15 protein-coding genes are annotated in these 24,457 nt (G+C 68.4%); 3 read left to right on the top strand and 12 right to left on the bottom strand.

Annotation, left to right across the window (positions count from 1 at the left end):
* Window positions 1-29: 29 nt before the first annotated feature.
* Together ACFXBC_RS15870 and ACFXBC_RS15875 are read right to left on the bottom strand one after the other, a co-directional pair.
* Complete coding sequence (locus ACFXBC_RS15870; RefSeq protein ID WP_385023870.1) at window positions 30-2,183, bottom strand: hypothetical protein; 2,154 nt, start codon at window positions 2,181-2,183, stop codon at window positions 30-32.
* Window positions 2,184-2,450: 267 nt separating this feature from the next.
* Window positions 2,451-4,022 carry a hypothetical protein gene (locus ACFXBC_RS15875; RefSeq protein WP_385023872.1) on the bottom strand — a complete coding sequence of 524 codons (1,572 nt, stop codon included), beginning with the start codon at window positions 4,020-4,022 and terminating at the stop codon, window positions 2,451-2,453.
* Between the two features lie 251 nt (window positions 4,023-4,273).
* On the opposite strand from ACFXBC_RS15875, the gene ACFXBC_RS15880 reads away from it, so the two are divergent.
* On the top strand, window positions 4,274-5,335 hold the full coding sequence (locus ACFXBC_RS15880; protein WP_385023874.1) for an LCP family protein: 1,062 nt from the start codon (window positions 4,274-4,276) through the stop codon (window positions 5,333-5,335).
* Between the two features lie 76 nt (window positions 5,336-5,411).
* Here ACFXBC_RS15880 and ACFXBC_RS15885 read toward each other — a convergent pair whose 3' ends face one another.
* From ACFXBC_RS15885 to ngcE, 10 genes are all read right to left on the bottom strand, one after another.
* Entirely contained in the window at window positions 5,412-6,458 is a 1,047-nt protein-coding gene (locus tag ACFXBC_RS15885) for a hypothetical protein (RefSeq protein ID WP_385023876.1), read from the bottom strand.
* Between the two features lie 112 nt (window positions 6,459-6,570).
* Window positions 6,571-8,046: an amino acid permease gene (locus ACFXBC_RS15890; RefSeq protein ID WP_385023877.1), complete on the bottom strand. Its 1,476-nt coding sequence runs from the start codon at window positions 8,044-8,046 to the stop codon at window positions 6,571-6,573.
* A 163-nt stretch (window positions 8,047-8,209) separates the two neighbouring features.
* Window positions 8,210-10,132: a 1-deoxy-D-xylulose-5-phosphate synthase gene (dxs, locus tag ACFXBC_RS15895; RefSeq protein ID WP_385023879.1), complete on the bottom strand. Its 1,923-nt coding sequence runs from the start codon at window positions 10,130-10,132 to the stop codon at window positions 8,210-8,212.
* A gap of 179 nt (window positions 10,133-10,311) precedes the next feature.
* Window positions 10,312-11,607, bottom strand: coding sequence for a sugar ABC transporter permease (locus tag ACFXBC_RS15900; RefSeq protein WP_385023881.1), 1,296 nt, complete (start codon window positions 11,605-11,607; stop codon window positions 10,312-10,314).
* Complete coding sequence (locus ACFXBC_RS15905) at window positions 11,604-12,392, bottom strand: ATP-binding cassette domain-containing protein (protein WP_385023883.1); 789 nt, start codon at window positions 12,390-12,392, stop codon at window positions 11,604-11,606. Before ACFXBC_RS15905 ends, ACFXBC_RS15900 begins: the two co-directional genes overlap by 4 nt.
* A gap of 174 nt (window positions 12,393-12,566) precedes the next feature.
* Window positions 12,567-13,673 carry a sugar ABC transporter substrate-binding protein gene (locus ACFXBC_RS15910; RefSeq protein WP_385023909.1) on the bottom strand — a complete coding sequence of 369 codons (1,107 nt, stop codon included), beginning with the start codon at window positions 13,671-13,673 and terminating at the stop codon, window positions 12,567-12,569.
* A gap of 132 nt (window positions 13,674-13,805) precedes the next feature.
* Complete coding sequence (locus ACFXBC_RS15915) at window positions 13,806-15,005, bottom strand: ROK family protein (RefSeq protein WP_385023885.1); 1,200 nt, start codon at window positions 15,003-15,005, stop codon at window positions 13,806-13,808.
* Between the two features lie 251 nt (window positions 15,006-15,256).
* Complete coding sequence (locus ACFXBC_RS15920; RefSeq protein WP_385023887.1) at window positions 15,257-16,177, bottom strand: carbohydrate ABC transporter permease; 921 nt, start codon at window positions 16,175-16,177, stop codon at window positions 15,257-15,259.
* Between the two features lies 1 nt (window position 16,178).
* On the bottom strand, window positions 16,179-17,102 hold the full coding sequence (locus ACFXBC_RS15925) for a carbohydrate ABC transporter permease (protein ID WP_385023889.1): 924 nt from the start codon (window positions 17,100-17,102) through the stop codon (window positions 16,179-16,181).
* A 48-nt stretch (window positions 17,103-17,150) separates the two neighbouring features.
* Window positions 17,151-18,596 (bottom strand): N-acetylglucosamine/diacetylchitobiose ABC transporter substrate-binding protein, encoded by a 1,446-nt coding sequence (ngcE, locus tag ACFXBC_RS15930; RefSeq protein ID WP_385023891.1) that lies wholly within the window; start codon window positions 18,594-18,596, stop codon window positions 17,151-17,153.
* 472 nt (window positions 18,597-19,068) lie between these two features.
* Here ngcE and ACFXBC_RS15935 point away from each other — a divergent pair, with 472 nt between their 5' ends.
* Both ACFXBC_RS15935 and xylA read left to right on the top strand, forming a co-directional pair.
* Window positions 19,069-22,893 (top strand): GH92 family glycosyl hydrolase, encoded by a 3,825-nt coding sequence (locus ACFXBC_RS15935; protein WP_385023893.1) that lies wholly within the window; start codon window positions 19,069-19,071, stop codon window positions 22,891-22,893.
* Between the two features lie 275 nt (window positions 22,894-23,168).
* Entirely contained in the window at window positions 23,169-24,338 is a 1,170-nt protein-coding gene (xylA, locus tag ACFXBC_RS15940; RefSeq protein ID WP_385023895.1) for a xylose isomerase, read from the top strand.
* Window positions 24,339-24,457 lie beyond the last annotated feature (119 nt).

Consider the following 24,457-nt stretch of genomic DNA (forward strand, 5'->3'; position numbering starts at 1 on the left):
TCATCGCTCACAGGTCGGAAACCCACGGGTCAGAAGTACTGTTCCATCGATTCCTGCGGTCCGAGCTGCTGCCCGATCCAGCCGATCTGCGGGATGGGGACCGTGGAGTCCACCGGCTGCTGGGGCACCGCGCCGGTCCCCCGGGTGAACGGGTTGGCGAGGATCGGTTCGGCGGTGTCCCCGGCGGGGAATTCCCCGATGCCCTTCGCGAACAGCCGGTTCACCGCGTCGTTGAAGCGGACCATGGAGTCCCCGTCGCCGAGCAGATAGCGCTTGAGGTGCTCCCGGTGCCCGGCCAGCCGGTCCCGGCCGCCGGAGCGCGCGGCCTCCACACAGACGGCCAGCTCCTCGCAGGACGGGCCGAGTATGTACGCGGCGGACGCCGCCGGGTTCAGCTGCTTGAAGAGCTCGGGGTCCGAGTCGGACGGGTTGGAGACGGCGTACGGCTTCTCGCTCGCCACGAAGTCGGAGACGACGCTGGAGATGTCGCTGATCAGCATGTCCGCCTCGTTGTAGCAGCTGTAGAGCGAGGGCAGCTGTCCGGTGACCACCTGGTGGCGCTCACTGCCGCCCGCCGCCCAGAAGGTCTCGTGCCACTGGGTCTGAAGCTCCTCCCAGGTCTCCTTCGGCGGCCGGGCGAGCATGGCCCTGTCCTTGTGCCAGAGGCCGTAGACCCCCACCACCGTCCATGCCTTCAGCCGGGCCATCCGGTTCTCCAGAGCGGCCAGCTGCTTCTCGCCGTCGGCCTGCGACGCGCGGGAGCCGCGGCCTTCCCTGGTGCGCTCGCGCCGGGCGTTGTCGGCCTCCAGGAGCGCCACGATGCGCCGGTGCACCCGGGTCGCATCGGCCGAGCGCTTGCCCGTCAGCGGGTGCGGCTTGTAGAGGATCCGCACCGGCTCCTGCTGGTTGAGCAGCATCCGGATGAGCTTCTCGCCCATCAGGATGAGCGAGGTGTGGAACGGGTCGGCGGTCCACCCCTCCCAGGTGGGCGCGTACAGCACGGTGGTCATCCGGCCGGGCGGGCGGGGCGAGACCGTCTCGACCGCGCTGAGCTGCGGGCGGCCCACCGGGACGAGGGCGGAGCCGGGGATGGTGCCGCGCAGCCGCTGGTAACGCTCCTCGCCGCCCTGGCCGGCCGTCCATATCTCGTCGTAGACCTTGCTCACGCGGTTGCTGCTGGCGAGCTTGTCGCTGTCGCCGTGCCCGATGAAGACGTGCTTGGCCTCGGCGACCCGCAGCATATGGACGTTCTTGCCCGCGTTCGCCGGGTAGAGGATCACCCGGACCTCGGGCAGTTCGAGGAGGCTGAGGTCGTCGGCCTTGGGGAGGCAGACCACCGGCAGCGAGGTGTACGCGAGGAAGCGCAGCGTGGTGACCTCGCGGAGCACGATCAACGGGCGCCTGCCGAGCCGGGAGAGCGTCTCCAGCCACATGTTGACCTGGTAGGCGGAGTCCCGGGCGCCGGCCGCGTAGGTGAAGTAGAGGACAACCTCGGGGCGGTACTTGGCGACCTGCTTGTTCAGGATGCGGAAGGTGCGCTCGTGGCTGGGCACCCGGCGGCACTGCCTGATGGTGGGCAGCAGGATCAGCATGCCGAGTACGGCGACGGTCACCGCGAGCGCCCCGCCGAGCACACAGAACCCGACCACGTGCGTGGCGCGGGAGGCGACGGCGCCGACGATGACCGCGCTGTCCAGGTGGAGCAGTTTGCGCTCGTAGGACTTGAAGGCGATCGGCGGCGGCGGCTCGGGCATGTTCAGGGTGCTGAGGTCCAGGTTGCGCACGCGTACCGGAAGCGCGCGGCGCCGCTTGATGAACATGCAGAGGAAGGTGTACAGCAGGCGCAGGGAGTGCACGGCGGCGAAGCCGAGGAAGACCACCGTGAAGATGTCACGGTCGTCCCCCGCGGTGTCCCGCAGCAGCACCAGTACGCCGAGTTCCCGTGTCAGGACACGGATGCTGAGTCCCCACTTGAGCTTGCCGAGGAAGCGGATCAGATCGGGCTCGACGCGGTGCAGGTAGAAGTCGGCCGCGTAACTGACGGCCAGGGCCGCGGCGAAGGCCCAGAGAAGGCCGAAAACGCCCGTGACCAGCATGCCGAGGTAGCTCGCCAGCAGCAGGAACAGCACAAGGACGTTCTTGCCCTTGGCTATTTCGGCATGGCGGATCAGTGCGGCTATCAATCTCGTCCTCTTCTCATCGTCGAACGCACACCCTGACCCGCATCTCCCCCCAGGGCATGCGTACGCGACGAACGGACGCGGAAGCGGCACCACAGTGACGGCAAACCTTCGGAAGACCCACCCAAAACGTTCACCTGAGCTTTACCTGGAGTCAGGATAGTACCCGGAGACCGGCCTCGAACAGAGCGCTGTCTCGTGACGCGCGGGCAGGCCGCCGCCGGACGGCCGCACAGCGCCCGCCTCCCAGAACCCCAGGTCAGAGCAGAACTACGTCCAGGGACCGAGGTCCAGTCCCTGCCCGCCGGGCATCCGGCGCGTGACGACGAGCCGGTTGCCCGGACCCAGCGTAGCGATCGTCAGCCGGTCCTGTCCGTCCCGGACGAGGGCGGGCGGCACCGGACACCACTGCTCCGTACCGGACCACCACACACCGGAATCCGGCCGTCCGTCGATGTGGAACCCGACCAGGCAGTAGCCGTACGCGTCGGTGGAGACCAGCACGGTGCAGGCCCAGCCGCCGATCCCGACACCGGCCGCGCCGCCGACCCGGCCCGTCGCGGTGGTGCTGAGCAGCGTCACCGGGCCCGGGGTGTTCCACTGCCACTGGCAGAGTTCGCCCGTCCCCGCGTAGCGGTAGCGCAGGGCGCCGCTCTCCGGGGCGGGCGCCAGGGTGTCCGGGGCGGCGTGCACGTTGGGGGTGGTGTCCTCGGCCCAGCCTCCGTCGCGGCCGGTCCGGCTCCAGCGCGCCGTTCCGGGGACGTCCCGCAGCCGGGCGTAGAGCTCCACCCTGCCGTCCGGGACCCGGAGGGCGACCAGTTCGTCCGCGGTCTTCGTGCCGCGCAGATGACGCCAGGCGGACCAGGAGCCGTTGGGCTTCTCGTGCCGGGTGTTCACCGTGTGCTCGTCGTTGCGGATGAAGACATGGAGCGTCCCGTCGTCGTCGAACGCGGCCACCGGGAAACCGATATGACGGCCCCGCTCCGGTTCGGCCCGGTGCGGATTGCCCAGCGAGTGCCACGGCCCGGCCGGGCGCCCCGTCTGGTACTGCGTCGCGCACACGACGTCCACGGTGGCCGCGCCGCCGGAGCCCTCGGTGCGCCGCAGGCCGATGAGCCGCACATAGCCGTCCGGCCCCTGCACCACCGTCAGTCCGGGCAACAGGCCCGGTGCGTCCAGCCGTTCGGGGTCCGACCAGCCACCGCGGCGGTCCTCGGTCCAGCGCAGCACCGCCCCCGCCGTGGGCAGATAGGCGGAGAGACGGCCGTCGTTGCCCCTGATCAGCCAGGTGGCTGGCGGTGCGTACCGAGGGCGGAGCGCGGTGCCGGACGCGTCGGGCAGCGCCGGGTCCCGGCAGTCGACGAGGAGCGGCTGCCCGCTCTCGCGCTGGTAGGCGTCGGCCGCCCGCAGAGCGGCGCTCGCGGCGGTGGTGCGGCGCTGCTCGGCGCCGCGGTCCCCGGCGGGAGCGCCGGACGGGGCGTCGGGTCCGGTGGTGATGACCAGCGACGGCCGTACGGCGTGGAGTTCGGCCAGCACCTCCTGCGCCGCGTCGTCGCGCCGGGCGAGGACCCGGAGCTCGCCACGGACCCGCCGGCCCAGCCGTACGGCATCGGAGACGGCCCGCTCGAACGCCTGCCGTTCCTGCGGCCCGCCGCTCTCCAGACAGACCACGGTGACCTCGGCGGGACCGCCCGTCCCCGCCAGCAGAACGGCCGCGTCGGCGGGTGTGGCCGCGACGAGCAGGGCGGCGCCCGCCTCCTGCCGGGGCCCGGCGGGGGACGCCACGGCCCGCGGGTCACGACGCCCGTACTCCTCGGCACGGGGCCCGGTTGATGCCACCATCGCGCTGTCGCTCCTTTCGCGCCGTGGAGTCCGCGGTTCCCTCCCCCTGACGCACACCAGCACGATAGACGCACACAAGACGCACACACTTGCCTATATGCTCTGGTGCCAATCGAAACCGGCGGCAACGACGCCCCCCTTCGTTTTCGCGCTGTCGCAGCCGACCGACCGCCAGTCCCCCCATGCCAGGCGCGGTCGGTCGTCACCCACGCCCCAACCGCCGATCAACGGGATCAGAGGACACCTACGGCATGACTCAGGCCACCACCACCCCGCCCCGCTCGCGCAAGGCCCCGCGGCAGCGCCGTCGCGGGCTCCGCATCGTTCTGCTCGTACTCCTGGTGCTGCTGCTCGCCGCGGGCGGAACCGCATGGTGGCTGTACAGCAATCTGAACGGCAACATCAAGGGCGTCGACATCAACAGGTCGCTCGGCAAGGACCGTCCTGAGAAGCTGCCCACCGCCGGACAGAACCTGCTGGTCCTGGGGTCCGACTCACGTGCCGGGGAGAACGGGAAGATAGCCGGCGGCGATGTCAGCGGCGCCCGCTCCGACACCGCGCTGGTCATCCATGTGCCCCAGGGCCGCACCAGGGCGACCGCGATCAGCATCCCCCGGGACACCCTGGTGACCCGTCCGGAGTGCGCCAAGTCCGACGGCTCCTCGATGCCGGGCGCGCAGCGCGTCATGTTCAACTCGGTGTACTCGCAGGTCGGTCCGGCCTGTGTGGTGAAGACCGTGGAGCAGATGTCCCACGTCCGGATCGATCACTACATGGAGATCGACTTCGCCGGGTTCAAGGGGCTCGTGGACGCGATAGGCGGGGTGACCGTCGATGTCCCGCAGGACATCCACGACGGGGCCAGCGGGCTCGACCTCAAGGCGGGGCCGCAGAAGCTGAACGGCACCCAGTCGCTGGAGTTCGTACGGACCAGGCACGGCATAGGGGACGGCAGCGACCTGGGCCGCATCGGGCTCCAGCAGCAGTTCCTCCTCGACCTCCTGAGCGAGGTGCAGAAGCAGGACATGCTGAGCAGCCCCACCAAGACGTACAAGATCGCCAACTCCGCCACCAAGTCGCTGACCACCGACTCGGATCTGGCCTCGCTCACCAAGCTGGCGGAGTTCGCCCGCAGCATGAAGGGCGTCAACCCGGACACCATGGAGACGATCATGCTCCCGGTGGCGTACGACAAGGCCGACCCCAACCGTGTGGTGGCGGCGGAGCCGCAGGCCACGCAGTTGTGGAAGGCGATCCGCACGGACTCGCAGGTCCCCGAGTCGGCGAAGAAGTCCCCGGCGCACGGCGGTTGACCGGCCCATGGCCCGGCTCGGGGAAGTCCGGGCCGGGCCCGGCCCGGTTCGGCAGGCCCGGCTCCGGGCCTGCCGCTCAGGCCCGGGTCCAGGCCGCAAGCGCGAGCCCCGGTTCCGCTTTCTGGCGTGCCACCCGCAGCGTGCCGTCCTCGGCGATGGCGGCGAGCACCACCCGGCCCTCCCCGTCCACCGCGAGCGAGGGCGCGCCCAGGGACGGCTCGCCGGTCTCCGTCCACCACAGCCCGTCCGCCTCGCCCTCGGTGGGGCAGGCGGCGATGGCCGGACGGCCGTTCCTGGCGCGGTGGGCGAGGACCGTGCAGTCGAAGCCCTCTATGGGGGTACGCAGCACCGCGACCGGTCCGCCGTCCGGTGCGCCGCCCAGTGACAGGGCGCCGGCGCCCGTGCGGTACGCGCTGATCCCGGCCCCGCCCGGGGCGCAGCCGTAGTACGTGGCACGGCCGTCCGCCGTGCACAGACCGGTGACGGATCCGGCGGCGGCCCTCGCGTCGAACGGCTCCGCCTCGGTGAGGTCGCCGCCCGGCTCGTCCTGGCACCAGCGCGACAGCTGCCGCTCCCCCGCGGCCAGCAGCTCGACCCGGCCGCCGACGGCGACCGCGGCGGGCATCGCGTCCGGCAGACGGCTGCCCTTCAGGTCCTTCCACCCCTCCCACTTGCCGGACTTCCCCTGTCTTCGCAGGCTGAACCCGCCGCCCGCGTTGCGCACGAAGACATGGAGACGGCCGTCCTCGGCGACCGCGGCCGCCGGAGCCCCGACCGCGCGTGCGCGGTCCTCCTCCTTGTGCGGGTTGCCCAGGGAGTGCCAGGGGCCGAACGGCCGGCCGGTCTGGTACTGCGTCGCCTGCGCCAGCTCGACACCCCGGGCGGTGGTGCGCCGGGCGACCAGATGGACATAGGTGTCGGGGCCCTGGGCCAGTGTGGCGTGGGTGAGGCCGGTGACCTCGATGAAGTGCGGGCCGGTCCAGTCGGGGCCGCCGGGCCGCTGCTCGGTCCAGCGGAGCAGACCGCCGTCGGCCGGGGCGTACGCACTGAGTGCGCCGTCCTTGCCCCGCAGCAGCCAGCAGCTCGTGGCCGGACCTGTGGCCTGTGCGGAACGCGACGACATGGCTGGCTGCCAGCTTTCCCTCAACCGGTCGAACGGTACCGCCGAGAATAACATTCGGGCTGGTGAGAGCCGTGGGTGCCCGAGCAGGACAGGGCCCGGGCACCGGGTCGCGCTACTTCCCGGCCCGCTCGGACATCCGGCTGTGGCGGCGCCCGTACCAGACGTACACGACGCCCCCGATGACCATCCAGATACCGAACCTGATCCAGGTCTCGGCCGGCAGGTTCAGCATCAGCCAGAGCGAGGCGAGCGCAGAGACGACGGGGACCAGCGGGACGAGCGGGGTCCGGAAGGAGCGCGGCAGGTCCGGGCGCTGCTTGCGCAGGATGATGACTCCGACGGCCACCAGGACGAACGCGAACAGCGTCCCGATGTTGACCAGTTCGGAGAGTTCGCTGATCGAGGTGAAGCCGGCCACCACCGCCACGATCACACCGAGCAGGATCGTCGAGCGGTAGGGCGTACCGAACTTGGGGTGGACGCGCGAGAAGACCTTGGGCAGCAGGCCGTCACGGCTCATGGCGAAGAAGACCCGGCTCTGGCCGAGCAGCAGGATCATACAGACGGAGGTCAGGCCGACGGCGGCGCCGAAGCTGATCACGCCCGCCCAGAAGGGGTGTCCGACCGACTTGAACGCGTCGGCGAGCGGGGCGTCCGTGGAGAGCTTCGTGTACTTCTGCATACCGGTGACGACGATCGAGACCGCCACGTACAGCACGGTGCAGACCGCGAGCGAGCCGAGGATGCCGCGCGGCACGTCACGCTGCGGGTTACGGGTCTCCTCGGCCGCCGTGGCGACGATGTCGAAGCCGATGAAGGCGAAGAAGACGACCGCGGCGGCGGTGAAGATACCCATCACACCGAAGGAGCCGGGCGCGAACCCGAAGAGCTGGACGAGCGGGTCCTTGAGGCTGCCGCCGGCGGTGCCCTTCACGGCGGGCGGGATGAAGGGGTGGTAGTTCGATCCGGTGATGAAGAACGCGCCGACAATGATCACCAGCAGGACGACGGTGACCTTCACGGCCACGATGACCGTCGTCACGCGCGAGGACAGCTTCATGCCGAGCACCAGGATCCCGGTCAGTACCAGGACCAGGAGGGCGGCCAGCAGGTCGAAGCCGAACTTCCCGTTCTGCGTGCCCGAGAGGGCCTGCGGCATTCCGATGCCCGCTGTGTCCATCAGTGAACGCACATATCCGGACCAGCCGACGGCCACCACCGCGCAGCCCAGGGCGAGTTCGAGTACCAGGTCCCAGCCGATGATCCAGGCCGGCAGCTCACCGAGGGACGCATACGAGAAGGTGTACGCGGATCCGGCGACGGGCACCGTCGACGCGAACTCCGCGTAGCAGAGCGCCGCGAGGGCGCAGACCACACCGGCCACCACGAAGGCCAGGGCCACCGAGGGGCCGGCGGTCTGCTTGGCGATCAGACCGGTCAGGACGAAGATCCCGGTGCCGATGACGACGCCGATACCGAAGACCGTCAGATCCAGTGCGGACAGCGATTTCTTGAGCGCGTGCTCCGGTTCCTCCGTGTCCTGGATCGACTGCTCCACGGATTTCGTCCGGAAGAGACTGGTGCTCACGGGTGTACCTCCACGCTGGTAGTCCTCGCCATGATGGGAGCGCGTGAGTGCGATGTACCCCTTGTGGGGGACCTTTCACACGAACGAGCCGGTGGGACCACCCGTACAGGTAGGCCCACCGGCTCGTCCGGTGCCGCGCGGCCGCGCGCGGGCGTGGTGCGGGTCAGTCGCGTGCCGGCTCGGCGGACGTGGCCGACGGGGTCTCGTACCGGCCGTCGATCTTCGCGACGAGGCCGGTGACCTGGCGTGCGATGTCCGGGGCCGTCAGCCCGATCTCGGCCATGACCTGCTTGCGCGAGGCGTGGTCGAGGAAGCGCGGCGGGATACCGAAGTCCCGCAGCGGTACGTCGACCCCGGCGTCGCGGAGCGCCTGGGCGACCGCCGAACCGACGCCCCCGGCCCGGCTGTTGTCCTCGACGGTGACGACCACCCGGTGCTGCTCGGCGAGCGGGGCGAGCGCCTCGTCGACGGGCTTGACCCAGCGCGGGTCGACCACGGTGGTGGAAATGCCCTGCTTGTTGAGCAGTTCGGCGACCTCCAGGCACATCGGGGCGAGCGCGCCGACGGAGACGAGCAGGACATCCGGCGTGGTGGTGCCGGCCTCGCGCAGTACGTCCATCCCGCCGACCCTGCCGACGGCGGGGACGGCCGGGCCGACGACGCCCTTGGAGTAGCGCACCACGGTCGGCGCGTCCTCGACCCGGACGGCCTCGCGCAGCTGGGCACGCACCTGCTCGGCGTCGCGCGGGGCGGCGATACGCAGCGTCGGGACGCACTGGAGGATGGACATGTCCCACATGCCGTTGTGCGAGGCGCCGTCGTCGCCGGTGACCCCGGCCCGGTCCAGTACGAAGGTGACACCGCACTTGTGCAGGGCCACATCCATCAGGAGCTGGTCGAAGGCCCGGTTGAGGAAGGTCGCGTAGACCGCGAAGACGGGGTGCAGCCCGCCCGTCGCGAGTCCTGCGGCGGAGACCGCGGCGTGCTGTTCGGCGATCCCGACGTCGTAGACCCGGCCCGGGAACTCCTTCGCGAACTTGGTCAGGCCGACCGGCTGGAGCATGGCCGCGGTGATGGCGACGATGTCCTCGCGCTCCCGGCCGAGCTTGACCATCTCGTCGCCGAAGACCGAGGTCCAGCTGGCCGCCGACGCCTTGACCGGCAGACCGGTGTCCGGGTGGATGGGGCCGATGCCGTGGAAGTGGTCGGCCTCGTCCTGCTCGGCGGGCTGGTATCCGCGGCCCTTCTCGGTGAGGCAGTGCACGATGACGGGTCCGCCGAAGCCCTTGGCGCGCTCCAGCGCGGACTCCAGGGCCTCGATGTCATGGCCGTCGATCGGGCCGACGTACTTCAGGCCGAGGTCCTCGAACATGCCCTGCGGGGCGATGAAGTCCTTGAGGCCCTTCTTCGCGCCGTGCAGCGTCTCGTAGAGCGGCTTGCCGACGACCGGGGTGCGGCCCAGCAGGTCCTTGCCGCGGGCCAGGAAGCGCTCGTAGCCGTCGGTGGTGCGGAGCGTGGCGAGGTGGTTGGCCATACCGCCGATGGTGGGCGCGTAGGAGCGCTCGTTGTCGTTCACGACGATCACGAGCGGGCGGTCCTTGGCGTCGGCGATGTTGTTCAGCGCCTCCCAGGCCATGCCGCCGGTGAGCGCGCCGTCACCGATCACGGCGACGACGTGGTCGTCCTTCTTGAGCACCTGGTTGGCCTTGGCGAGGCCGTCGGCCCAGCCCAGCACCGTCGAGGCGTGGGAGTTCTCGATGACGTCGTGGTCGGACTCGGCGCGCGAGGGGTAGCCGGAGAGGCCGCCCTTGGTGCGCAGCATCCCGAAGTCCTGGCGGCCGGTGAGCAGCTTGTGCACATAGCTCTGGTGACCGGTGTCGAAGAGCACCCGGTCCTTCGGCGAGTCGAAGACGCGGTGCAGGGCGATGGTCAGCTCGACGACACCCAGATTCGGGCCGAGGTGGCCACCGGTCTTGGACACGGCGTCGACCAGGAAGGTCCGGATCTCCCCGGCCAGCTGTTCCAGCTGCTCCGGGCCCAGCCTGTCCAGATCGCGCGGTCCCCTGATGCGGGTCAGAAGCGGCACCCGTGCCTCCTTGCGTTCGAACTGTGATCGAGCCTTGCCGGGTCTGTCGAGTCTAATGTTCCATCCGGGGCACTCGTCATCGGGCGGTGCGTTGTACGTCACCCTTTCGGCGTACCGGGACGCACGGGAGCCCGGCGCGGGTCTCCCCGGCCGGGCGTCCGATGTGCGCTCCGGTGCGGTCAGGCGCGGCCCGCGGACTTCTGGGTCTTGCGGGTCACGGCGTCGATGACGACCGTGGCGAGCAGGACACCACCGGTGATCATGTACTGGATGGGCGACGCGATGCCCTGCAGCGACAGGCCGTACTGGATCGCGACGATCACGAGGACACCGAGCAGCGCGTTCCAGGTGCGGCCGCGTCCGCCGAAGAGGCTGGTGCCGCCGATGACGGCCGCCGCGATGGCGTTCATCAGCAGGTCACCGCTGCCGGCGCCCTGGTTGGCCGTGGCGATCTTGGAGGCCAGGAAGAGCCCGCCGACGGCGGCGAACGTACCGGCGATGGCGAAGACGGAGATCCGGACCAGCGTGACGTTGATACCGGCGCGCCGGGACGCCTCGACGCTGCCGCCGAGTGCGAAGACCTTGCGGCCGTACGTGGTGCGGCGCAGCAGGAAGTCCGTGCCGACCAGCACCACCAGGAAGATCAGGACGGCGAGCGGCAGTCCCTTGTACTGGTTGTAGATGAAGGCGACGGCGAAGCCCACGACCGCGAGCACCGCGGTACGCATCAGGATCTCGCTGAGCGGCCGGGAGGGCACGCCCGCGGCCTCACGGCGCCGGGAGTCGAGGAACGAGGTGAGGAAGAAGACGACCACGCCGAGCAGCGCGAAGCCGTAGGCCACCGCCACGTCGGAGAAGTAGTAGCCGGTCATGTTGGCGATGGGGCCGTCGTCCGGCAGGTTGATCGTTCCGTTGTCGCCCAGGATCTGGAGCATGAAGCCGTTCCAGAACAGCAGACCGGCCAGGGTCACGGCGAACGCGGGGACGCCGATGCGGGCGAAGAAGAAGCCGTGGATCGCTCCGGCGACCGTGCCGGTGAGGATGGCGAGCACCAGGGCCAGCCACTGGTTCATCCCGTGTGTGACGTTGAGCACCGCGAAGGCGGCGCCCGCCACACCGCTGACCGAGCCGACCGAGAGGTCGATCTCGCCGAGCAGCAGGACGAAGACGATACCGACCGCGATCATGCCCGTACCGACCATGGTGACGGAGATGTCGGTCAGGTTGCCCGCGGTGAGGAAGCGCGAGTTCACGCTCTGGAAGATCGCCGCGATGACGATCAGGCCGACGATCACGGGTATGGAGCCGAGCTCACCCGCGCGTATCTTGCGCTTGAACTCGGACAGATAGCCGGCGAAGCCCTGCTCGCGCACCACGAGCCGCGGGTCGACGGCGGTCACCGCGTCGGCGGCCGGGGCCGGGGCGTCCACCGCGTCGGGCGCGACGTCCACGGCGGGGGTCTTGTCGATACTCACTTCTGAACCTCCACACCGCGCGACGCACGACGGGTCACCGCGTTGTCCGTGGCGCCGGTGATGGCCGCGATGATCTCTTCCTGCGAGGTGCTCTTCACGTCGAAGACCCCGTTGTTGCGGCCGAGCCTGAGGACCGCGACCTTGTCGGCCACCGCCTTGACGTCCGCCATGTTGTGGCTGATGAGCAGGACCGCGTGGCCGCGCTCACGGAGCCGCTCGACCAGGTCGAGCACCTGTGCGGTCTGTTCCACGCCGAGGGCCGCCGTCGGCTCGTCGAGGATGACGAGCTGGGGCTCACCGAGCATGGAACGCGCGATGGCCACCGTCTGGCGCTGACCGCCGGAGAGCGAGGCGATCGGGATCCGCACACTGGGGATACGGATCGAGAGCGTGGTCAGCAGCTCCCGGGAGCGGCGCTCCATCTCGACCTCGTCGAGGATGCCGCCCTTGCGCAGCTCCCGGCCGAGGTAGAGGTTGCCGACGACGTCGATGTTGTCGCAGAGCGAGAGGTCCTGGTAGACGGTGGCGATGCCCAGGTTCTGCGCGTCGTGCGGCTTGTTGATCTGTACTGCCTTGCCTTCCCACTCGATGACGCCGTCATCGATGGGGTGCACACCGGCGATCGTCTTGACCAGCGTGGACTTTCCGGCTCCGTTGTCGCCGACCAGGGCGAGCACTTCACCGCCGTAGGCCTCAAGCTCCACATCGGTGAGCGCCTGGACGGCACCGAATCGCTTGGAGACCCCACGCAACGCCAGCACGGGCGTAGCGGACACTTGAACCATCTCCTTCGCCGCCTGACCGGCGGGGATACCGCGCTGCCGGAGAGCGCGGTGGCTTGGGGGCACCCCTTGAGCGGGGTGTACCGTCCGGCGCCCCGCCCCGGTAGCGGGACGGTTGGGGTGGCGGGGCGCCGGACGGGCTTCAGTGATGCCTGACTCCCTTGCGGGGCAGGGGAGTTACTTCAGGCCGATCTTGTCGCACGCGGCCTTGTAGGCCGGGGTGCAGATGTCGCTGACCGTGTAGATCCCGTCCTTGATGACGGTGTCCTTGATGTTGGCCTTGGTCAGGGAGTAGACCGGGAAGATCACCGAGGGGATGTTCTTCTCGCTGGAGCTGTCGACCTTGGTCTTGACGATCGAGTCGAGCTTCTGGCCCTTGGCGAGCGCCACGGCCATCTCGGCCGCGACCGGGCCCTCACGCAGGTACGGCTTGTAGACGCTCATGTACTGCGAACCGGCCACGATGCGCTGCACACCGGCGAGTTCGGCGTCCTGTCCGGTGACCGGCGGGATCGGGCTGACACCGGCGGACTTGAGGGCGGTGATGACGCCGCCCGCCATGCCGTCGTTGGCGGAGAGGACGCCGATGACGTTCTTCTTGCCGATGGCGGTGATCGCGCCCTCCATGTTGGAGTTGGCGTTCTCCGGCTTCCACTCCTTGGTGTCGTACTCCTTGCCGATGTTCACCTTGCCGTCGAGGACGGAGTGGGCGCCCTTCTTGTAGTCGGCGGCGTTCGGGTCCGTGGAGGAGCCGTTCATCATGACGATCTTGCCGGACTTGGCCTTGGAGCCGAGCGCCTTCAGCAGCGCGGTGCCCTGGGTCTTCCCGACGGTCTGGTTGTCGAAGGAGACGTACGAGTCGATCGGGCCCTCGGCGAGGCGGTCGAAGGCGACGACGGGGATGTGGGCGTCCTTCGCCTTCTTGACCGAGGCGGCTATGGACTTGGCGTCCACGGCGTCCACGATGATGGCGTCCACCTGGTTGGTCACCATGGTGTCCATCTGCTGGCTCTGCGTGTCCGCCTGCTGCTTGGCGTTGACGTAGGTGATCTTGCCCTTGCCGTGCGTCAGCTCCTTGACCTTCTTCTCGATCAGGGGCTTGTCGAACTTCTCGTACCGGGCGGTCTGGTTCTCCGGCAGGAGCAGACCGATGTTGAGGGCATCGCCCTTCTTGGCGGAGTTCGAGCCCTTGTCCTTGCTCCCGCCCGACTCCTTGGCGCTGCCACAGGCGGCGAGAGAGACAGCCATCGCGGTGACGGCCACGGCCACGGCGGCACGACGCATCTGCGTGTTCACTTCAGAAACCTCCCTGACGAGGCCGCGACTTTGCGGCCGAGGTGCCTGGAGTCAACTCGGCTGCCAGGCCAGCGTCAAGGAGTAAATCCTTAACGAGATGGCAACGGTGTCATTCGTTATCTAAGTGAAGACAGGAGCACCGGAGGGCAGCGCCGCGTCCAAAAGACTTGAATCGCCCATTTCGCTGAGGACCAGGGCCAGCGCGCCCAGCACCTCGGCCCGGCCCCCGAGCGCTCCCGGAAGGACCGAGAGCTGCCGTGCCGCGCTGGGGATCGCGTACCGGCCCACGGACTCCCTGATGGGGCCGAGCACCAGCTCACCGGCCTCGGCGAGGTCCCCGCCGAGCACCACCCGGGTGGGGTTGAGCAGGTTGCAGAGGTTGGCGACGCCGCTGCCGATGTGCCGGCCGACGTCCGCGATCACCCGGCGGCAGCCCGGATCGCCGCCGCGGGCGAGCTGGACGACCCGCTCGATGGTCAGACCGGTGCCATGGCTGGACTCCAGGAGCGGCAGGACGTACCGGGCCGCCGTGAAGGTCTCCAGGCACCCCCGGTTGCCGCAGCGGCAGACAGGGCCCGACTCGTCGAGCGTGATGTGCCCGATCTCGCCCGCCGTGCCGCCGGGGCCCCGGTAGATCTGCCCGTCGATGACCAGACCGGCCCCCACACCGCTGGCGACCTTGATGTACGCGAGGTCCCTGACCCCGCGTCCGCTCCCCCAGACCAGCTCGCCGAGCGCGCCCAGGTTGGCGTCGTTGTCGACGTACACCGGCACTCCGAGCCTGGACGCCAGCTCGTCGCTCGGATTGATGCCGGACCATCCCGGCAGGATCGAGGTGGAGCCGAGGGTGCCCGACTCGACGTCGATCGGCCCCGGTACGCCGAGGCCGACGCCGACGACCTTGTCGGCTCCGATCCCGGTGGCCTCGATCAGCCGGTTGACCAGCTCCTCGGCCCGGCCGAAGCCCTCGGCGGACGAGGCGTCCACATCGAGCGGCTCGGACTCCTCGGCGAGCACCTGGTGGGCGAGGTTTCCCACCGCGACCCGCAGGTGCGTGTGCCCGAAGTCGACGCCGATCACGATGCCCGCCGAGCCGCTCAGCGAGACACTGCGGGCCCGGCGGCCGCCGGCGGAGGTCGGGGTGACCTCGACCGTGCCGCCCTCCTTCAGCTCACGGACGATATTGGAGACGGTGGCTGCCGAGAGCCCCGTGCTTCGGGCGATCTCCGCCTGGGTGAGCGAGCCCGCCATACGCACCGCGCGTACGACCCGCTCAAGGTTGGCCCGGTGCAGAGACGTCTGCGACCCCGGAGTCTCCATCGACTCATCCACTCCTGCCACTGGCGGACGGCACGACGGCCGTCCCCGCGCGGGGCGCGTGTGCTGAGCCCCGCCCTATCTCCAACATGTGAACTCTCAGCTGACCCTTTGGCCCTCTCTCCCGTCAAGACCTTGAGCAAGGGCAGACACGGATGAGCGGGCGGCCTCCGGCGCGAAACGGACGAACCGCCCGACAGCGGATGCCGCCGGGCGGTTCGGGTGGGAAAAGAGGGGGAACTGAGGCGGGAGTTCTACTTCAGCGCTCCCGCGGTCAGGCCGGCGACGACCTGCCGCTGGAAGATGATGTACGCCGCGAGGACCGGCAGCATCGCCATCACCAGACCGGCGAAGAGGCCGGAGTAGTCGCCCTTGTACCCCTGGCTGGTGGCCAGTTCGACCAGGCCCTGGGCCAGCACCCGGTGCTTCGGGTCGGTGTTGAGCACCGTGGGCAGCAGGTACTGGTTCCACTGGCCGAGGAAGTTGAAGATGCCCACGCTGATCAGTCCGGGCTTGGCCATCGGCAGCATCACCTGGAAGAAGGTCCTGGTGTGCGAGGCACCGTCGAGGGTCGCCGCCTCGGCCACTTCTCCCGGCAGCGTCCGGAAGAAGGAGGTGAGGAAGAAGACGGTGAACGGCAGTGAGTAGGCGATGTAGACCAGGACCAGGCCCTGGGTCGTGTTCAGCAGGCTCATGTTGTTCATGACGAAGAACAACGGCACCAGCGCCAGGATGATCGGGAAGCTCATCCCTCCGACGAACAGGAAGTAGATGAACCGGTTCCCGGGGAAGTCGAAGCGCGCCAGCACATAGGCGGCCATGGAGCCGAGCAGCAGCGTGCCGACGAGCGAACAGCCGACGACCACGATGGTGTGCCCGAAGTACTGGCCCATGTGCGCCTGGCCCCAGGCACGCGACCAGTTCTCGAAGTGCAGCCGGTCGGGCAGCTTCCACGGCTCGGCGAGGATGTCGTGGTCGTTCTTGAACGAGGACATCACCGCCCACAGCAGCGGTACGACGACCAGGACCGCCCAGATGATGAGGACGCCGTGCGAGAAGACGTTGAGGGTGCTGCCGCTCTTCTTCTCCGGGGGCGCGACGGGCGCCTCGGCGGCGGGCTGCGTGGGCCCTTGCTCCTTGGTGAGCGAGGCCGGAGGGGTTTCAGTGGTCTTCATCTCAGAACTCCAGCCGCTCGCGCCGGCCCAGTCGCATCACGATGGCGGCGAAGACCATGGTGAGTACGAGGAGGGCGACGCCGATCGTTGTCGCGTATCCGGCCGCTCCGTCGCGGAACGCCGTCTGGTAGACGAACAGCGGCAGCACGGTGGTCGATTGGGCGGGGCCGCCGGGGCCCACGCTCATGATGTTCACCGCGGCGAACGCCTCGGCCCCGAGGGACAGGATGCCCATGTACACCCAGCCCGACTGCACGGTGTCCCAGAGCAGCGGCAGCGTGATCCGGAAGAACGTCGTGACCCGGCTCGCGCCGTCCAGCAGCGCCGCCTCGTAGAAGTCCTTCGGGATGGAGGCCATACCGGCCGAGAAGAGCACCACGAAGAAGCCGACCTGGGACCAGACCAGGACCGCGAAGATGCACCAGAGCGCCAGCTTCGGGTCGCCGAGCCAGTTCGGCTGGATGCTGTCCAGGTGGACCGCGCTCAGGGCGCCGTTGAGGATGCCCCCGTCGGGGTTGTAGATGAACCTGAAGAGCAGGGCGACGATCGCGATCGACAGCACCTGCGGGAAGAAGTACGCGATCTTGTAGAAGCCGGATCCGCGTACGCCCGCGACGGCGGCGCCCTTGCGGCGCCGCCCGCCCACATTCAGCATGAAGGCGAAGAACAGCGCGAGGGCGAGCGTCACCAGCGGCAGCAACAGCACGAACAGAACGCTGTGTTCCAGTGACTTCCAGAAGGTGGAGTCATGGAGCATCCGGCTGTAGTTGTCGAAGCCGACCATCTTGAAGTCCGGGCTCAGGCCGGTCCAGTCGGTGAACGAGTAATAGATCGACTGAATGAACGGCCATATGACGAAGACTGCGTACAACGCCAGTGGGAGTATCAAGAACCCCACAATGAACCGGTACTTACCTTGTTGCATGGTTCCGACCCCGATCTTCCGGCGGGTGCCGCCGCTGGTGACGCGTGCTCACTGGTGCTTGTAGTGCTTGATCGACGTGTCCTTGGCCGCCGCGTCCGTGTACTGCTGACACTTCTTGACAGCCTCGGCCGGGGTCATGCGGCCTGCCATCATCTCGCCGAGGACGGAGACGCCGATCTGCTCCTTCTGGAGCTTGACGTACCAGTCCTGCAGGCGCGGGTTGAGGACGTTGTCCCCTGCGGCCTTCAGCGCGTCGAGTCCCGACTGGAGGGCCGTCGACAGCTTGAGACCGTCGGTGCCGCCATTGAAGGCGGACAGCGACCTCACCTTGGTGGTGAAGCTCTTGGAGGAGGCCTCGCTGAGCATGATGCGCAGCTGCTCCATGCCCGCCCAGGGGTTGTGGGCGTTCTTCGGCACGATGAAGGGTTCACCGCCGCAGGCCCAGATGGTGCCGTACGGCAGCTTGTCCGACGAGTCGAGACTGGACGGTGCGCCGACCTTCATCTGGAAGTTCTTGGGCGTGGTCTTCGCCGCCTCGTTCTCCACCCAGGAGCCGTTGGGGATGAAGAGAGCCTTGCCCTCGGTCCAGGCCGTCTGGGACTGGATGTGGTCGATGCCGGGCGTGCCCTTGAGGATGTAGCCCTTCTTGAAGAGCTCGTAGTAGGCATCGAAGGCGGCCTTGACCGCAGGGTGCTTCCAGGCATTCGGGGCCAGGTTGTCGATGTTGTCGAGAACCTCACGGCCGCCGATCTTGCCGATGAAGGGGAAGAGCGAGAAGGGGATGTAGTACGGGTACTTGCCCGCGTACGTCCAGCCCGCGATGCCCTTCTTCTTCGCCTTGGCACAGACGGCGAGCATGTCGTCCCAGGTCTTGGGGTACTCGACGTCGAGATTGTCCAGGGCGGTCTGCGAGTACCACACGCCGTAGACGGTGTACGCGTAGTTCATGATGTAGCAGGGCTCGCCGTCGAACTGACCCATCTCCACGATGCCCGCGCGGAGGGTGTCCCTGACCTTCTTGCTCGGGTCGTCGACGGACGGCGCGTCCAGCAGCGGCGTCAGATCGGTCAGCTGCTTCTTCCCGATCAGGACACCCATGTCCATCTGCTCGGCGCCCGAGTTGTCGATCAGGTCGGGCGGCGTGCCGCCGTTGAAGCGCGGCTGCAGCTCCGACTGGATCTTCTGCGTGGCCGAGAAGTTCACCTTCGACTTGGGGTACGCCTTCGAGTACAGCGCGTTGGCGGCCCTGGCGTAGTCGGTGCCGAAGCCTCCGTCGAAGACGACCATGTCGAGCGGGGCGGTCGCGTTCACACCCAGCGGGTTGCTCGCGGAGGTCTTGCCCTTCTTGACCTGCTTGTCGCTGCTGCTGTCACTGCTCGCGCAAGCGGAGAGGAAACTCATCGTCGGGACGCTGATCAGGCCGAGCGCGGCAGACCGCTTGATCAGGTCACGACGGCCGAGGCCCTCATTGGTGCGGGCGGAGGTGGATCCCATGCTCAAGTCCTCGCCTTCTACAGGACTCAGGCGGTGTACCGGTCGCCCGTTGAGAATTCGCCTCAGGCGAAGGGCCCCGCCACCGCGTTCAGTTGACGCTGGGGTTGCACTGGATACAGGAGGGAAAGCTGGGAATACGGCCGAGGTGCCGTGAAGGCCCCGCCCCGAATCCCCGCCCCCCTGGCCCGCCGCCGATGACACGGCGTGGCGGACGTCGACAGGTATAGTCCACTTCCCTTCAACTGGGCAAGATCGAATGCAGGTTTGAACGTCAGTCTTTCCCGAGTTGAGACCTCACAGACATCTGGTGCACTCCGCCCACCGGGCAGGGCTCTGTCGTGAGAGCGCGTTCAATTCTTCCGCCCGTGCGGCGTCAACCCCCTTGACTCGGATGTCACTTACCTTCCTACTGGACCTTGCGTATCAGCGTGACAACGTTGTCCAAAGCGCTTAGGTGAGAGGAAAGACCCTCATGCAGACCAGACCTCGGCACAGGGCCGGGCCGGCAGCCGCCCTGGTGGCGGCCGCTTTTGTGCTTGTCGTTACGGGGCAGGGCGCGGCCGTCGCCCAATCCGCCCAACCCAAGGCGGCGGACAAGGGGTTCAGCTCTTCGTTCGAGACGGACCAGCCGCAGCCGGACTGGCGCAATACCGTGGAAGTGGGCCCGGACGGCCATAAACGCTCCTCCGGTATCGATGGCACCATCAATGCGGGAATACCCGGCAATGTCACGGACCATGTCGTCACGGTGCGCGCCAGCGACGAGAACGCCGGAAGCGGTGAGGGCAAGGGCAGCCTCATCGATATCAATCCGGACACCAAGTGGCTCGCCTTCCACCCCACGGCCTGGGTGGAGTTCGATCTGGACGAGGCGGTCAAGCTCAAGACGTACGCGATGACGTCCGCCAACGACCACGCCGAGCGCGACCCGAAGGACTGGACCCTCCAGGGCTCCACCGACGGCAAGGACTGGAAGACCCTCAGCACCGAGAAGGGCCAGGACTTCGACAAGCGCTTCCAGACGAAGTCGTACGACATCGCGGGCGCGGACACCGCGTACGCGCACTACCGCCTGGACATCACCGCCAACAACGGCGCCACCGACGCGACGCAACTCGCCGACGTGCAGTTCTCCAACGGCGACACGAGCACGCCCCCGCCGTCCGACATGGTCACCCGGGTGGACAGCGGACCCACGTCGTCGCCGACCGCCAAGACGGGCGCCGGCTTCACCGGTACCAGGTCGCTGCGGTACGAGGGCACCCAGAAGGGCACGGGCCGCGCGTACTCGTACAACAAGGTCTTCGACGTCAACACCCGGATCAGCCGGAACACCGAGCTGTCCTACAAGGTCTTCCCCGAAATGGGCAAGACCGATCTGAACTATCCGTCCACCAATGTGGCGGTCGACCTCGCCTTCACGGACGGCACCTATCTGAGCGACCTGAAGGCCACCGACTCCAACGGCGGGCTGCTGACGCCGCAGGGGCAGGGGGCCGCCAAGCGGCTCTACGTCAACCAGTGGAATTCCGTCGCGTCGGACATCGGGACGGTCGCCGCGGGCAAGACCGTCGACCGGATCCTGGTGGCGTACGACTCCCCCAAGGGCCCGGCGACGTTCCGGGGCTGGATCGACGACATCTCGCTGGCGGCCAAGAAGGCCGAGAAGCCGTCCGCGCACCTCTCGGACTACGCCCTCACCACCCGGGGCACCAATTCGAGCGGCTCCTTCTCGCGCGGCAACAACTTCCCGGCGACCGCGGTCCCCAATGGCTTCAACTTCTGGACGCCGGTCACCGACGCGGGCTCCAGCACCTGGCTCTACAACTATGCGAACGGCAACAACGCCGACAATCTGCCCACCCTCCAGGCCTTCAGCGCCAGCCATGAGCCGAGCCCGTGGATGGGCGACCGGCAGACCTTCCAGCTGATGCCGTCGGTGGCATCCGGAACCCCGGACGCCACCCGGACCAAGCGCGCCCTCCCCTTCAAGCACGAGAACGAGGTCGCGAAGCCCGACTACTACGGGGTCACCTTCGAGAACGGCCTCAAGGCCGAGATGACGCCGACCGACCACGCGGCGATGATGCGGTTCACCTACCCCGGTGACAACGCCAGCATGATCTTCGACAACATCTCCAACGACGGCGGCCTCACGCTCGACCCGAAGACCGGCACCTTCAGCGGCTACTCGGACGTCAAGAGCGGCCTCTCGACCGGCGCCACCCGGATGTTCGTGTACGGCACCGTCGACACCCCGGTCACGGCGAGCTCCAAGCTCACCGGCGGGGGCGGCGACAACGTCACCGGCTATATGCGCTTCAAGCCGGGCAGGAAGCACACGGTGACCCTGCGCATCGCCACCTCTCTGATCGGCGTGGCCCAGGCGAAGTCCAACCTCGCCCAGGAGCTCCCGGCGTCGTCGACCTTCGCGGGGACGGAGGCGAAGGCCCGCTCCCAGTGGGACAGGATCCTCGGCAAGATCGAGGTGCAGGGCGCCACCCACGACCAGCTGACCTCGCTCTACTCCTCCATGTACCGGTTGTATCTGTACCCGAACTCGGGCTCGGAGAAGGTCGGTTCGAAGACCGAGTACGCGAGTCCCTTCTCGGCCAAGGCCGGTGACAACACCCCGACGCACACCGGCGCCAAGATCGTGAAGGGTTCGGTGTACGTCAACAACGGCTTCTGGGACACCTACCGCACGACCTGGCCCGCGTACTCCTTCTTCACCCCGAAGAAGGCGGGGAAGATGGTCGACGGCTTCGTCCAGCAGTACAAGGACGGCGGCTGGACGGCCCGCTGGTCCTCCCCCGGCTACGCCGATCTGATGACCGGCACCAGTTCGGACGTGGCGTTCGCGGACGCCTATGTCAAGGGCGTGAAGTTCGACGCGAAGGCGGCGTACGCGGCGGCCGTGAAGAACGCCACGGTCGTCCCGACGAGTTCGGGCGTCGGCCGCAAGGGCATGGACACCTCGCCCTTCACCGGTTACGCCTCCACCGCGACCGGCGAGGGCATGTCGTGGTCGATGGAGGGCTACATCAACGACTACGGCATCGCCCAGATGGGCAAGGCGCTCTACAAGAAGACCCACGAGGCGCACTACAAGGAGGAGTCCGAGTACTTCCTCAACCGGGCGCAGAACTATGTGAAGCTCTTCGACCCGGAGGTCGGCTTCTTCCAGGGCAGGACCCCGGACGGCGGCTGGCGGCTGCCGGCCGACAAGTACGACCCGAAGGTCTGGGGCTACGACTACACGGAGACCGACGGCTGGGGGTACGCCTTCACCGCTCCGCAGGACTCGCGCGGTCTGGCCAACCTCTACGGCGGCCAGGCGGGTCTGGCGAAGAAGCTGGACACCTACTTCGCGACTCCGCAGACCGCGGGCCCCGAGACCACCGGCTCGTACGGTGGCGTCATCCACGAGATGATCGAGGCACGGGATGTGCGGATGGGGCAGTACGGGCACAGCAACCAGCCCGCCCACCACGTCACCTATATGTACGACGCGGCCGGGCAGCCCTGGAAGGCGCAGGAGAAAATCCGCGACGTGCTCAGCCGCCTGTACGTGGGCAGTGACATCGGGCAGGGCTACCTCGGCGACGAGGACAACGGCGAACAGTCGGCCTGGTACGTCTTCTCCTCGCTCGGCTTCTATCCGCTGGTGATGGGCAGCGGCGAATTCGCCATCGGCTCACCGCAGTTCACCAAGGCCACCGTCCACCTGGAGAACGGCAGGGACCTGGTGATCAAGGCGCCGCAGAACAGCGCCAAGAACATCTACGTCCAGGGCCTCAAGGTGAACGGCAAGGCGTGGAACTCCACCGCGCTGCCGAACGACGTCCTGCAGCACGGCGGCACCCTGGACTTCGCCATGGGCCCGCAGCCGTCCAAGTGGGGCACCGGCAAGAAGGCGGCCCCGGTCTCCATCACCAAGGACGACAAGGTGCCGTCGCCGCGCGAGGACGCGACCACCGGTTCCGGTGCGCTCTTCGACAACACGTCGAAGACGGACGCCTCGTTCACCTCGGCCGACCTGCCGGTGAAGTCGGCGACGCGGACCGTCCAGTACACCCTCACCTCTTCGGACCGGGCCAAGGCCCCGACCGGGTGGAAGCTGGAGGGCTCCGACGACGGTACGAAGTGGACCACGCTGGACAAGCGCTCGCACGAGTCGTTCTCCTACGACAAGCAGACGCGGGTCTTCTCGGTGGCCCACCCGGGCACCTACAAGAAGTACCGCCTGGTGAGCACGGGCACCGCGACCCTGGCGGAGGTGGAACTGCTCTCCTGACGAGCCGGTGAACGACCGGACGGAGTGAACCGAGGGGCGGGTCCGGGACTTCCGGGCCCGCCTCTCCTTTCGGTCACGTACACAACAAATCAGAACCGGTGCAGCCCGCAGACGTCAGGTCGGCCGCGCTCCAACCCGGTCAGCTCCGGCCGGTCAAGGAGAAACCCTGGAAACATCCAGAGTCATGGCGTATTAGTACTGTCAGCAAACAAAATGACCTGGCAGCTCTGGACGGCGGCCGGGCGCTCACTCCCTCGTCGGCAGAGAGGCTGATCATGCCGGACCGCTTCACCCCCACCCCGGCCGACCGGTTCACCTTCGGGCTGTGGACCGTCGGCTGGAAGGGCAACGACCCCTTCGGCGACCCGACCCGCCCCGCCCTGGACCCGGTCGAGTCCGTGGAACGCCTGGCGGAGCTGGGCGCGCACGGCGTGACGTTCCACGACGACGACCTGATCCCCTTCGGCTCGTCGGAGAGCGAGCGCGCGGCACAGGTCGCGCGCTTCAGGGCGGCACTGGACCGCACCGGTATGCGGGTCCCGATGGCGACGACGAACCTGTTCACGCACCCCGTCTTCAAGGACGGCGGCTTCACCTCCAACGACCGCGACGTGCGGCGCTTCGCGCTGCGCAAGGTCATCCGCAATATCGACCTCGCGGTGGAGGTGGGCGCGCGGACCTATGTGGCCTGGGGCGGCCGCGAGGGCGCGGAGTCCGGGGCCGCGAAGGACGTCCGGGTGGCACTGGACCGGATGAAGGAGGCGTTCGACCTGCTCGGCGACTATGTCGTGGAGCAGGGGTACGAGCTGCGCTTCGCCATCGAGCCCAAGCCGAACGAGCCGCGCGGCGACATCCTGCTGCCCACCGTCGGCCACGCCCTCGCGTTCATCGGCCGGCTGGAGCGCCCGGAGCTGTACGGGGTGAACCCGGAGGTGGGCCATGAGCAGATGGCCGGGCTGAACGCCGCCCACTCCATCGCCCAGGCGCTCTGGGCGGGCAAGCTCTTCCATATCGACCTCAACGGCCAGTCCGGCATCAAGTACGACCAGGACCTGCGCTTCGGGGCCGGTGACGTCCGCCAGGCGTTCTGGCTGGTCGACCTGTTGGAGAGCGCCGGGTACGACGGTCCGCGCCACTTCGACTTCAAGCCGGTGCGTACCGACGGCTTCGACGGCGTCTGGGAGTCCGCGAAGAACTGCATGCGCAACTATCTGATCCTCAAGGAGCGCGCACTCGCCTTCCGCGCCGACCCGGCCGTCCGGGAGGCGCTGGCCGCCTCACGCCTGGACGAACTGGCCCTGCCCACCGCCCCGGACGGCGTCAAGGGGCTGCTGGCGGACCGTTCCGCGTACGAGGAGTTCGACGCGGGGGCGGCCGCCGGGCGCTCCATGGCCTTCGAGGCGCTGGACCAGCTGGCCATGGAGCATCTGCTCGGCCTCCGCTGAACCCGGACGCACGGAGAAGGGGGGGGGGGCCCCCGCGGGGGGGGGGGGGGGGGGGGCGCCGGGGGGCCCGGGGGGCGCGCCCCCCGCCCGCGACCTAGCGGGGAGGTTGTGGGGCGACA

Origin of the sequence: Streptomyces sp. NPDC059398, assembly GCF_042751845.1 — a bacterium.
In the GTDB taxonomy this organism is placed as follows: Bacteria; Actinomycetota; Actinomycetes; order Streptomycetales; family Streptomycetaceae; genus Streptomyces.